This window comes from Mangrovibacter plantisponsor, from assembly GCF_003182475.1.
GTDB lineage: Bacteria > Pseudomonadota > Gammaproteobacteria > Enterobacterales > Enterobacteriaceae > Mangrovibacter > Mangrovibacter plantisponsor.
In genome coordinates, this window is sequence record NZ_QGTS01000013.1 from 1 (window position 1) to 12912 (window position 12912).

General features: G+C 49.6%; 11 protein-coding genes and 1 riboswitch. Of the genes, 2 read left to right on the forward strand and 9 right to left on the reverse strand.

Features of this window, described 5'->3' with window-relative positions; all coding sequences use genetic code 11:
- Nucleotides 1-293: 293 nt before the first annotated feature.
- Nucleotides 294-1160, reverse strand: a complete 867-nt coding sequence (murI, locus tag DES37_RS19085; protein WP_110027352.1) for a glutamate racemase — start codon at nucleotides 1158-1160, stop codon at nucleotides 294-296.
- Nucleotides 1105-2973, reverse strand: a complete 1869-nt coding sequence (btuB, locus tag DES37_RS19090) for a TonB-dependent vitamin B12 receptor BtuB (RefSeq protein WP_110027447.1) — start codon at nucleotides 2971-2973, stop codon at nucleotides 1105-1107. The genes murI and btuB overlap by 56 nt, the downstream gene beginning before the upstream one ends.
- A 69-nt stretch (nucleotides 2974-3042) precedes the next feature.
- Nucleotides 3043-3246, reverse strand: a riboswitch (cobalamin riboswitch).
- A 115-nt stretch (nucleotides 3247-3361) separates the two neighbouring features.
- Here btuB and trmA point away from each other — a divergent pair.
- Entirely contained in the window at nucleotides 3362-4462 is a 1101-nt protein-coding gene (gene trmA, locus DES37_RS19095) for a tRNA (uridine(54)-C5)-methyltransferase TrmA (RefSeq protein WP_036115886.1), read from the forward strand.
- 54 nt (nucleotides 4463-4516) lie between these two features.
- Here the strand turns inward: trmA and DES37_RS19100 are convergent, their stop codons facing one another.
- A complete protein-coding gene (locus DES37_RS19100; protein WP_036115883.1) occupies nucleotides 4517-4870 on the reverse strand; it encodes a YijD family membrane protein in 354 nt (117 codons plus the stop codon).
- Nucleotides 4871-4880: 10 nt separating this feature from the next.
- Nucleotides 4881-5519, reverse strand: coding sequence for an HTH-type transcriptional repressor FabR (gene fabR, locus DES37_RS19105; protein WP_036115881.1), 639 nt, complete (start codon nucleotides 5517-5519; stop codon nucleotides 4881-4883).
- A gap of 194 nt (nucleotides 5520-5713) precedes the next feature.
- On the opposite strand from fabR, the gene sthA reads away from it, so the two are divergent.
- On the forward strand, nucleotides 5714-7114 hold the full coding sequence (gene sthA, locus DES37_RS19110) for a Si-specific NAD(P)(+) transhydrogenase (protein WP_036115879.1): 1401 nt from the start codon (nucleotides 5714-5716) through the stop codon (nucleotides 7112-7114).
- Here sthA and oxyR read toward each other — a convergent pair.
- From oxyR to argC, 5 genes are all read right to left on the reverse strand, one after another.
- Complete coding sequence (oxyR, locus tag DES37_RS19115) at nucleotides 7097-8014, reverse strand: DNA-binding transcriptional regulator OxyR (RefSeq protein ID WP_036115876.1); 918 nt, start codon at nucleotides 8012-8014, stop codon at nucleotides 7097-7099. The genes sthA and oxyR overlap by 18 nt on opposite strands.
- 292 nt (nucleotides 8015-8306) lie before the next feature.
- Nucleotides 8307-9680, reverse strand: coding sequence for an argininosuccinate lyase (gene argH / locus DES37_RS19120; RefSeq protein ID WP_110027353.1), 1374 nt, complete (start codon nucleotides 9678-9680; stop codon nucleotides 8307-8309).
- A gap of 86 nt (nucleotides 9681-9766) precedes the next feature.
- Nucleotides 9767-10984: an argininosuccinate synthase gene (locus tag DES37_RS19125; protein ID WP_036115872.1), complete on the reverse strand. Its 1218-nt coding sequence runs from the start codon at nucleotides 10982-10984 to the stop codon at nucleotides 9767-9769.
- A 70-nt stretch (nucleotides 10985-11054) separates the two neighbouring features.
- On the reverse strand, nucleotides 11055-11831 hold the full coding sequence (gene argB, locus DES37_RS19130; protein WP_072007007.1) for an acetylglutamate kinase: 777 nt from the start codon (nucleotides 11829-11831) through the stop codon (nucleotides 11055-11057).
- A gap of 14 nt (nucleotides 11832-11845) precedes the next feature.
- Complete coding sequence (gene argC, locus DES37_RS19135) at nucleotides 11846-12850, reverse strand: N-acetyl-gamma-glutamyl-phosphate reductase (RefSeq protein ID WP_036115868.1); 1005 nt, start codon at nucleotides 12848-12850, stop codon at nucleotides 11846-11848.
- Nucleotides 12851-12912 lie beyond the last annotated feature (62 nt).

Consider the following 12912-nt stretch of genomic DNA (forward strand, 5'->3'; position numbering starts at 1 on the left):
CTCTTTAAGACTTGATAATTTTTAGCGTCTTTCGACGTTAAGATATCAGTGCTTATGAGTGCCCACACAGATTGTCTGATAAATTGTTAAAGAGCGTTGCCACCGTATTTCCGGGTGGCGCGGGCTGCGTATATTACGCTTTCCCGCTGCAGAGTCAAGCATTTATTTTCACTTAACTTTGCCTGACAGGCCAGTTTGTTTGCCGTTGTGCCGTGTCAGTGGAGGCGCATTATAGGGCCTAATCTGAAGCTGGCAAGCCCTGTTTTGCAAAAATTTTATCAACCGTTGTTTTTTTACTCAATTGGAGATAAAAGCGGCAATACTTCAAGCTTTTGGAACCCATAACGAGATAAAACGGGCATTAAACAAGCAGTTTCCGGCGTGAGTGCCATACAGTAAGCAATATTCTCATCCGTTGACTTAGCATCTGGCGCTTCATGCTCTAATAGCCAGGCGGTTCTTCTTGCTATTGCCGCACCAGAATCAATCAAACGCGTACCTTCCGGTAATACCTGGGCCAGCTCTTCTTGTAACAAAGGGAAATGAGTACACCCGAGCACAACGGTGTCTGGCGGCTCAGCCATTTTTAACCACGGGCGCAAGATATGGCGCAGTTCATCAAGGGATACGGGTTGGCCATGTAATTTATGTTCAGCCAGTTCAACCAGTTCGGCAGACCCCAGCATTTCAATACGGCATTCATGAGCAAAACGGTCAATCAGTTCACGCGTATACGCCCTGCGGACGGTCCCACGGGTTGCCAGTAGGCCCACAACCCCGTTTGCTGTCAGGCGCGCGGCTGGCTTAATAGCAGGAACCACTCCCACTACGGGGAAAGCGAATTTTTCACGTAATGCGGGCAGAGAAACAGTACTTGCGGTATTGCACGCAATAACAGTCAGGGCAAGCGGAGTGCGTTTCTGGACGGCAGTAACAATGCTGACGACACGCTCAACGACAAACTCCTCACTTTTTTCACCGTAAGGGAAAGCGACGTTATCGAAAGCGTAGATGTAATGGAGATCCGGTAGAAGATGCCGGATCTCATCATAAACAGATAACCCACCGACCCCGGAATCAAAAACAAGGACGGTGGGTCTTGCATCAGAAGGTGTAGCTGCCAGACAAGTAGTACTCTCGTCCTGCAGTTTGGTAGCCATAAGCTGTCTCGTAATTTTTATCGAACAGGTTTGCTATTTTACCACGAACTGTCAGATGGGAGGTCACTGGATACGATGCAGCAATATCAACCGTGCTATAACTCGGCAAAATTTGTTGTGACGGATTGTAATCGGACGAATTATTGTCATAACGTTTTCCATAGTATTGCCATGATACATCCATACCTACATCAAACATCGTCCAGTCCAACTGGTATTTAGCCTGCCGTTTAGCACGACGAGCAAGAACCTCACCATTCTGGTCATTACGAGGGTCCATATACTGCAGCGTTACACGGTGGGTAAAAATGCCAGTATCAACACTGCCCGTCCATTCAATGCCTTTTATTGTTGCCGAATCAATATTGGCATAGGCACCGTCATAGGTTACCGGGTCAGTGTAATAGGTAATGAGGTTACGAATTTCTTCACGATATGCTGACAAACGCCAGTCAACAGGCCCACTTAACCCTTCCAGGCCAAACTCCCACTGGCGAGATTCTTCAGGTTTGAGGTCAGGGTTCGCAGCAATGCCAAAACGAGTCGATCCAAACTCTTGGCCAAGCGAAGGAGCCAGGAACGCAGTACCATAAGAAACAGATGCACGATACCCGTCAACGAATTCCCACCCTAATGCACTTTGCCAGGTGCTATGCCAGCCAAGCTGCTCATCATGATCGCTACGCCCGGATGCCTCGAGAGTAAAATCACCAACCTGCTGCTGTCCGGTCAGGTAGATACCGGTGTTATCTCGCTTATAAGTGTCAGAAACCGTGGTATCTGAAGAACGCAGGCGCTGTTGTTGCCAGTCAACGCCAGCACTCACCGAACCGTGTCCAACAACAATATTATTTCCCCATTGAATATTGCGTTGCTCTATTTGGTCCAGAGAGGTGCCATCGTTATAGCGCCCATAAATACTGCTGTAATTGTAATCTTTTTCTTTCTGATAGCTGGCAATAAGTTGCGAGGAGTATATCCCTGAGTTGAAGTGCATCCCTGCATCAAAAGAGCGGCTATAAAGCTGTTCTTCATCCGCACTGTATGCCGCACTATATGGCGCACTACCTAAATCGTAATCGGTGTTATTGCTATAGCCATATCCACGAATAAAACCATCAAGATTCTCGTTGAACTGGTGCTGTAAGCCGCCCCAGAAAGATTTACTACGCCAGCCATCACGGTCATTATCATGAGACCAGGTTGAGCCAGGCTGCACATTAAAGCCTTTAGTACTCTGATATGAGCCAGCAAGTGTAGCGACTGTATTATCAAAACGTTGGCGCCAGGCACCATCATACTGCTGAAAACCTTTTGACCCCGTCCCTACATTAATTTGAGATTTCGCATTGTCATCCTGGGTAATAATATTAATTACCCCACCAATTGCACCAGAGCCATAAACCGATGACCGTGGCCCACGGATATATTCAACACGTTGAACCAGAGATAGTGGAATTTGGTTGAAATCAACAGTATTTGAAATTCCTGGGCGAGCTACCGGAACACCATCAATCAAAACCAGAACATGGCTGGCACTGGTCCCCCGAATATACATAGAGGACGTTTGCCCCATACCACCATATTGAGCGATATCCACACCGGGTAAGCGACGCATCACATCATTCAGTGTTTTCGCCTGCCATTTATTAATTTCTTCTCTTGTAATGACTTCAGTCGGTGCCAGCACACTACTCACAGGCTGCTGAAAACGGCTGGCCGTTACGACCATGGTATTGGATTGATTGTCTTGCGACCAGGCAGAAAAAGCCGTGACAGAAGCGGCTGTCAGCAGCGAGAGTTTTTTTATCATCATTAAAATAAGCATCCGGAGATTCTTAAGGATGCCGCAGGCTCACTCCATAGCACGCGATGAGTGATCAATTGCGACGTGTATCCGGCAGGTCTTCGGGCTTAATGGTTTTACATGGATGAAAACTTCCCACCTGAATTCTGTTTAATGCAGAAAATAAGCAGTGTTTGCGATAAACGCCATCATCCAACCAACTATTACCGCTGCGCGTCAGCTCCAGATTTACACTGGATTCCCTTTTAACTCACGGAGGCCGGAAAATGCATGCTACATTCGCCCTATATAGATGTCCAGACTTCCGAAAATTGAATTTGATAATAACGGGGCTGGACAATACGCCACCATTCCCTACAATCCCCCGCGTAATTTCTTATTCAGGACAGCAGGTATGACCCCCGAACATCTCCCGACAGAACAGTATGACGCTCAACTGGCTGAAAAAGTGTCTCGCCTTAAAGCGATGATGGCCGCTTTTGCAGCGCCGGATGTAGAGGTGTTTCGCTCGCCGGTCAGCCACTACCGCATGCGGGCCGAATTCCGGGTCTGGCATGAAGGTGATGATCTTTATCATATTATTTTCGACCAACAAACCCGCCAGCGCATCCGGGTAGACAGTTTTCCGGCAGCAAGCGAGCTGATTAATGCACTGATGGTTGCTGTACTGGATGCCGTGCGCGCTCAACCCGTGCTGCGCAAGAAGTTATTTCAACTGGACTACTTATCCACACTGAGTGGTCAGGCAGTTGTCTCTTTACTGTATCACCGTGCGCTGGATGACGAGTGGCGTGCTGCGGCAACGCAACTGCGCGATACTCTGCGAGCACAGGGTTTCAATGTGCATCTGATTGGGCGGGCAACAAAAACAAAAATCATGCTCGACCAGGACTTTGTGGATGAAACGCTGCCTGTGGCCGGGAAACCAATGGTTTACCGCCAGGTGGAAAATAGCTTCACCCAGCCAAATGCAGCCATGAACATTCAAATGCTGGAATGGGCACTGAACGTGACTCAGGGCGCGACCGGGGATTTACTGGAGCTTTATTGCGGTAACGGGAATTTTTCACTGGCGCTGGCACGTAACTTCGACCGGGTACTCGCAACCGAAATCGCCAAGCCGTCGGTTGCGGCTGCACAGTACAACATTGCGGCAAACCATATCGATAATGTACAAATTATCCGGATGTCTGCAGAAGAATTTACCCAGGCCATGCAAGGTGCCCGGGCATTTAACCGCCTGGAAGGTATTGATTTACAAAGCTATCAGTGTAATACCATTTTTGTCGATCCGCCGCGTAGCGGATTAGATGATGAAACACTGAAAATGGTGCAGACTTACCCGCAGGTTTTGTATATTTCCTGCAACCCGGAAACCTTATGCAATAACCTGCAAACCCTTTCCCAAACGCACCACATTTCACGCCTGGCACTGTTTGATCAGTTCCCTTATACCCATCATATGGAATGTGGCGTATTGCTCCGCAAAAAATAAGCACACCAACAAAAAAGGCGCATCAGCGCCTTTTTTATTACCTGAAGCAGGTTATTAGCTGTTTTCGCTGCGCGCACGCAGTTTGTAAAAAATCCAAAACAGCAACACAACAGACAGCACTGATGGCAGGAAATTAGAACCAATTGACGGGTATTCAGCACGCACTACTGCACTGTATACCAACACGCCCAGGATAAAGCAGGCGGCGGCAATCCCCGGTAACCCTTCAGGCATAGTACGATTTTGGTAACGTTGATGCAGGCAATACACCGCCAGCACCAGAGATATTATGGGAAACAGGGAAAATGGTACAATTGAACTAAACAGCGCTGAACACGCGCCATTAATGGACAAACCGGCGATGAGCGCCAGTAGCAGAGTCGCTTTTTCTTGACCAGGTTGTTTCATTGCTCGTCCTTCACTCCTCGGAATGTTGTGCCATCTTTTCTTGTTCGCGGCGATACCAGTAGTAAGCCCCTTTAGAAATCATACGCAACTGTAACACCAGGCGCTCTTCAAGCTGCCGCCGTTGGTCTATATCGACATCCAGAGCTTCAGCACCCGCACTGAACACAATCGTGACCATTGCTTCTGCCTGTGCCTCTGTAAATGACCGCGGCATACGATTTTCGAGTTCTAAATAATCCGCAAGTTCCGCAATAAAATGTTGGATCTCGCGGGCAACCGCTGCCCTGAACGCAGCAGAAGTTCCCGAACGTTCGCGGAGAAGAAGGCGGAATGCATTGGGGTTGTTGCCGATAAACTCCATAAAGGTGGATACCGATGTCCGAATAACACTCCCACCACGGGCAATACGTTGCCTGGCCTGCCGCATCAACTGACGCAGCATAAGGCCACTCTCGTCAACCATCGTCAGCCCCAGTTCATCAACATCACGAAAATGCCGATAAAACGACGTGGGCGCAATACCAGCTTCACGTGCAACTTCACGTAAACTCAGGCTGGCAAAACTACGCTCAGCACTCAACTGGCTGAATGCAGCCTCGATTAACGAACGGCGAGTACGTTCTTTTTGTTGCGCTCTTACACCCATCATGGTCGCCTGAATCCTTCTACTCCTTGTGGCACTATACCAGAGAATCGAACCTGCTGACTTGTCCAGGATTGTGACTGATTGTTTATATGGGCAATATTACGTCAGAATAAAATTCACCCAATCTATATTGGGTTATTGTCCCATGAATGTTACTATCATGTTGCTCTAATGTATAAAAATAGGTAAGCCTTACCATGCCACATTCCTACGATTATGACGTAATAGTAATTGGGTCCGGCCCTGGCGGCGAAGGTGCTGCAATGGGTCTGGTGAAACAAGGGGCCAGAGTCGCCGTCGTTGAGCGATATCATAATGTCGGCGGTGGATGTACCCACTGGGGCACCATCCCGTCGAAAGCGCTCCGTCACGCAGTCAGCCGTATTATCGAATTCAACCAAAACCCACTGTATAGCGACCACTCCCGACTTCTGCGCTCATCCTTCGCTGATATACTGAACCACACTGAAAATGTTATTAGCCAACAAACCAGCATGCGCCAGGGGTTCTACGAACGTAACCACTGTGAAATTCACCAGGGTAATGCGTCGTTTGTCGATGAGCATACACTTGAGCTTGAATATCATGACGGTACCATCGAGCAGATAACAACAGAAAAATTTGTTATTGCCTGTGGTTCCCGGCCTTATCGCCCACAGGATGTTGATTTCTCCCATCCGCGAATCTACGACAGTGACTCCATCCTCAATCTGCACCATGAGCCGAAGCATGTCATTATTTATGGCGCGGGTGTGATTGGTTGTGAATATGCCTCAATTTTCCGGGGAATGAACGTCAAGGTTGACCTGATCAACACCCGTGACAGGTTGCTGGCATTTCTGGATCAGGAGATGTCAGATTCGCTTTCTTATCACTTCTGGAATAGTGGTGTTGTTATTCGCCACAACGAAGAGTACGAGCGAATTGAAGGTGTTGATGATGGTGTGATTGTCCACCTTAAATCCGGTAAGAAAGTCAAAGCCGATTGCCTGCTGTATGCCAACGGGCGCACGGGTAACACTGATTCACTGGCGATTGAGAATGTTGGGTTAGAAGCGGACAGCAGAGGGTTGCTGAAAGTAAACAGTATGTACCAAACTGCACAACCCCATATTTACGCAGTGGGGGATGTGATTGGTTACCCAAGCCTTGCATCTGCTGCCTATGACCAGGGGCGTATCGCGGCTCAGGCTATTATTAAAGGTGAAGCATCCGCACACCTGGTTGAAGATATCCCAACGGGAATTTATACCATTCCGGAAATCAGTTCGGTAGGTAAAACAGAACAACAGCTAACAGCAATGAAAGTGCCGTATGAAGTGGGCCGGGCACAGTTTAAACACCTGGCACGGGCGCAAATTGTTGGGATGAATGTTGGCACCCTGAAGATTCTCTTTCACCGCGAAACGAAAGAAATCCTGGGGATACACTGTTTTGGAGAGCGTGCCGCAGAGATTATTCATATCGGCCAGGCAATCATGGAACAGAAAGGTGGTGGTAACACGATAGAGTACTTTGTTAACACCACCTTTAACTACCCGACCATGGCAGAAGCTTACCGGGTAGCAGCGCTGAACGGCTTAAACCGCCTGTTTTAGCGCACTGTCGAAGTGACCAGCCATCTGTTTACGGATGGCTTCCGCCAGCTGTTCATAACGGCTGCGCAGCGGTGAGCCGGGGCGATATACCAGGCCAATTGTCCTGCGAGGTTCAGGTTTATAGCACGGCAGATAAACCACGCCATCACGGCGTTTTTCGTGAGGAACCGCGAGGGCTGGCAGTAATGTAATACCGCTGCCAGCCGCAACCATATTACGCAGGGTTTCAAGACTGGTTGCCCGGAAGTGCGTATCTTCATCGGCACCGGCTTCAAAACAGAACCCCATTGCCTGGTCACGCAGGCAATGCCCGTCTTCCAGCATCAACAATTTCTCGCCAGACAAATCGGACATCGGTACACGGTCACGATCAGCCCATGGGTGCCCTTCATAAATGGCCAGCAGCATCGGCTCATCGAACAGTGGAACTTCAATAAAAGCTTCACTTTCCTTCACTAACGCAAGGATAGCGCAGTCCAGTTTTCCACTATCAAGTTGCGCAAGCAACTGATGGGTTTGGGCCTCATGCAGGTACATTTCCAGTTTTGGAAAAGCCTGGTGAAGCGCCGGAATAATGTGGGGCAGGAGGTATGGCCCTACAGTAGGTATCAGGCCGATATGCAATGGCCCTGACATTGTCTCTCCCTGCTGGCTTGCCATTTCCTTGAGCACTTTCACTTCACGCAATACCGTGCGGGCCTGGTCCACCAGCAGCAAGCCTGCCTGAGTGAATAAGACTTTACGGCTGGTACGCTCCAGCAACATCACACCCAGTTCATCTTCCAGCTTACGAATTTGCCCACTTAACGTAGGCTGGCTGACATGGCAGGCATCGGCAGCACGACGAAAATGGCGGTGTTCGGCTAACGCGACTAGATATTCCAGATCACGAATGTTCATTCATCTCCCTCCGGGGCCACGATAGCCCTTGGCGATAGATAGAATAGCAATCAGCGATTATCCCTATCAAGCATCTTTTGCCATAATGCCTCTCACAGCAGCAAAGCACGTGAAATGACCCTCACTTATTGCTGCGACCAGAGATTCTCTCTGACATGAAAAAGCCAACGTGAACGTTTAGCGGACAGTAATGTCCGCTTTTTTTTGCCTGTTTAACACACACCGGTTCCTGGTTTGGTTCGGGGCACAAAAAAGCCCGACCAAAGCCGGGCGCTAAAGGAGCAAACAAAGATTAAACTAAACGCTGTTTCGCTTCTGCAATTGCCAGTGAGACCTGTGCGGGAGAAACACCGCCTTTGGCTGCACGTTTATCCAGGCAAGATTGCAGAGATAAAATGGGGTAGACATCCTCACCAATAGTGGCACTGAATTTTTGTAATTCCACCAGTGGTAAGGCTTCCAGCGCTTTACCCTGACGAATGGCTTCAACCACCGCTTCACCTACAATGTGGTGAGCTTCACGGAATGGCACACCTTTCGCAACCAGGTAATCAGCCAACTCTGTCGCATTCGCATAACCCTGCTCTGCTGCTTCCTGGCAACGCGGGCGTTTCACCTGAATGCCGTCCAGTACCAGCGCCGCCATATGCAGGCAATCCAGCCAGGTATCCAGTGCGTCAAACAGGCCTTCTTTGTCTTCCTGCATGTCTTTGTTGTAGGCCAGCGGTAACCCCTTCAGGGTCATCATCATGCCGGTCAATGCACCCTGAACACGGCCACACTTGCCACGAATCAGCTCCAGTGCATCCGGGTTCTTTTTCTGCGGCATCAACGAAGAACCGGAAGTAACACGGTCAGACAGTTCAACAAAACCAGCTTCGCCAGTATTAAAGAAGATAAGGTCTTCAGCGAAACGCGACAAATGCACCATGCCAATAGATGCGCCAGACAGCAACTCCAGCACATGGTCACGGTCGGAAACGCTGTCGAGACTGTTGCGTGTTGCACTGGCAAAGCCAAGCCACCCGGCCAGTTGTTCGCGATCAATCTCATAAGCAGTACCGGCCAGTGCACCACATCCCAGCGGGCTGACGTCAAGGCGCTTTAATGCATCCTGCAGGCGGCTTTCATCACGCGCCAGCATTTCGACATAAGCCAGGCACCAGTGGGCGAACGTAACAGGTTGGGCACGTTGCAAATGGGTATAACCCGGCATAACGGCATCCTGATTAGCTTCAGCCGTTTCTACCAGCGCTTTTTGCAGTTCACGGCTGGCACTGAGCAGATAAGTAATCTGGGATTTACACCAGAGTTTTAAATCAGTTGCGACCTGGTCATTACGGCTACGCCCGGTGTGAAGTTTTTTACCCAGTTGGCCTACTTTCTCGATAAGTTTGCCTTCCACCCAGCTGTGAATATCTTCAGCATCACTGGTCAGGATTGCTTCCGGCGACGCCTGAACTTCTTCCAGAAGAACGTTGAGTGCGGCTTCCAGTTGCAGTTGTTCATCTGCAGTCAGCACACCAACAGTGACCAACGCTTTAGACCAGGCGACAGAACCCACAATATCCTGCTCAGCCAGCCGATAATCAAAGCGTAATGAGTCGTTAAACTGCTTAAACCGTTGATCTGCTGCCTGAGTAAAACGCCCGCCCCAAAGTGCCATAATCCGCTCCGTAATACATGAATCCTGTTTAAAAAAGGCCCCCATATTGCCCGTGTCTACGCAACATGGGGGATAAAACTAAAAACTTATTTCTTCTGTTCGTTCAGCGCACGAATACGTGAAGACAGGGAGAACAAGCGAATGAAGCCGCCAGCATGGCTGTGGTCGTAAACTTCATCTTCACCGAAAGTCGCGAACTCTTCGCTGTACAGGCTGTTGGGTGATTTTTTCTGAATAGCAGTTACCCGGCCTTTATACAGTTCCAGTACCACTTCACCATTCACTTCACCTGCCAGGGATTCTGCAGCTGCCTGCAAAGACTGGCGCAGCGGTGCAAACCAACGGCCGTCATAAACCACGTAGGACATTTCCAGGCCAACCTGTTCACGCCATTTGAAGCTGTCACGGTCCAGTACCAGCTGCTCAACAGCACGCAATGCAGCCATCATAATGGTGCCCCCTGGGGTTTCGTAGCAACCACGAGATTTAATACCCACCAGGCGGTTTTCCACGATATCAACACGGCCAACGCCATGTTTAGAACCCAGAACATTCAGTGCTTCCAGGCATTTGAACGGGCTCATTGCTTCACCGTTCACGGCAACCACTTTACCGTGCTCAACAGTAATGGTGACTTGCTCAGCGGCATCCGGCGCTTCTTTCGGGTCAACAGTCCATACCCAGCAATCTTTATTCGGTGCATTCCACGGGCTTTCCAGCACACCGCCTTCAGTAGAGATATGCCAGGCGTTTTCATCACGGCTGTAAATTTTTTCCAGAGAAGCAGTTGTCGGGATGTCGCGCTCTTTCAGGTATGCCAGCAATGCTTCACGGGAACGCAGATCCCATTCACGCCATGGAGCAATGACTTTGAGGCCAGGAGCCAGGGCAGCCCATGCAGACTCAAAACGAACCTGGTCATTACCTTTACCAGTTGCGCCGTGAGCCAGTGCATCCGCACCCACTTTTTTCGCCACATCCACCAGCGCTTTAGCGATCAGCGGACGAGCCATGGAAGTACCCAGCAAGTAGCTGCCTTCGTACAGCGCACCGGTTTGCAGTACCGGATAAACATAATCACGAATAAATTCTTCACGCAGATCCACAACGTGGCATTCAATCGCTCCGGAACGCAGCGCTTTTTGTTCAACCCCTTTCAGATCATCACGATCCTGCCCAATATCCACTACGCAGGCGACAACTTCGCAGCCCTGATAGTTTTCTTTCAGCCAGGGAATGATAGCGGAGGTATCCAGACCACCGGAGTAGGCGAGAACAACTTTTTTGATGCCGTGATTTTGCATTTTCTTTTCCTTCAAGAGCGCATTAGGCCTGACCCTGCAGACCATATGGAGTCGTTAAACGTGTAGTGCGTTACGCAATGATACGGGTACCAATCGCAACACCATTGAATAGCGAGGGTAATTGCTCCGCATGGCGCCATGAGGCGATATCTACCGGGCGTCCAAGTGTACGCGCAGCATCCAGTGCAGCATTAACTTTCACAATCATCCCATCGGTAATGATGCCCTGAGCAATCAGTTGCTCCGCTTTTTCAGCTGTCATTTCAGCAATACGCTGGCCTTTACCATCCAGGATACCACTCACATCTGACAACAGGATTAAATCAGCACCCAGAGTTGCAGCCAGAGCCGTGGCAGCCTGGTCTGCGTTCACATTCATCAGCAGGCCATCTTCTGTTATGCCAATAGAACTGACTACCGGGAGAAACCCACCGGCTAACAGTGAGTTCAGCAAACGATCAGAGCCCGGTTTTGCCAGGCCAACATGGCCCAGAGACTCATCCAACTGAGTGACGGTAACACTGCCACCATCCGCAAGGCACAGCCCTACAGCATCAATATGGTGCTTCTGAGCCCAGGCGAGCAATGTTTTATTTGCCGTACCAGCCAGAGCCCCGGTGATAATGTCTATCTGGTCTGCTGGTGTAACCCGCAGACCATTTTTTTTCTGTACGGGCAGGGCAAGTTTCTTCATTAATTCATCAACCAGACACCCGCCACCATGGACGATAACCAGAGGGCGCTGGTGAGACTCACGGTACGTAACCAGTGCAGCAAACAGGCGTTCCAGCGCTTCTTCACTATCCAGCAGAACACCGCCTAACTTAATAATTAATGGATTCATCATCTCACCTGATTGCTTTAAATAAGAGCCTGAGTCTCTGTAAAACCGAACCGAATATTTGCGCACTGCATCGCCTGAGCAGCTGCACCTTTGAGCAGGTTATCTTCCGTGGCGACAACAATCAGATGCTGCCCCTGTACGGCAAAACCGATATCACAGAATGGTAAGCCAACAACATTCTTCAGTGCAGGCATACCTTTTTCATAAAGACGAACCAACGGCTTATCACCATAAGCCTGTTGGTACACCGCCGCAATTTGCTGCTGAGTGACTCCATCCTGCAAACGGCAGGTGATGGTTTCCAGAATGCCGCGTGGGAAGTTCCCCAGATGCGGGGTGAAAATAATATCAGCGCCAAGATGCGATGCGATTTCAGGCTGGTGCCGGTGGGTGAACACACCGTACGGCTGCAGGCTGACTTCACAGAAACTGTTAGACAGTGACGCTTTACGCCCGGCACCGCTCACACCACTGGTAGCATTGATAACCGGCCACTGAGTGAGATCCAGCAGGCCATTATCAATCAACGGTTTCAGCGCCAGTTGTGCGGCTGTTGGGTAACAACCCGGAACAGCAATTAAATCAGCCTGCTTAATTTTGTCTGCCTGCCATTCGGCAAGGCCATAAACGGCGCTGTCGAGCAAATCTGGGTGCTGGTGAGTAAAACCGTAATACTGGGTATAGAACTCAGCATTATTAACCCGGTATGCACCGGATAAATCAAACACGACACAACCCGCAGCAAGAAACTGCGGAGCCAAGTCATGGCTGACTTCGTGGGCAGTGGCAAGGAAAACGACATCAACACCCTGTGTAAATTCGCTAATATCAGACATAGGCTGAAGCGGCAAATCCACAATCCCTTTCAGTTGAGGGTGAAGACTTGAAAGTAATTTTCCTGCATCTGAACTTTGCGCAGACACTGTCAATGCGGTTATGTTCATATGAGGATGGCGATTCACATAGGAAGCAAGCTCTGCGCCGGTATAACCGCTGGCACCTACAATCAGCGTATTCAACATTGGGGTTGTATACCTTCTTTCCGTCATTTTTAACCTGGCTTCGGACTCTGCCGGAACCGCGT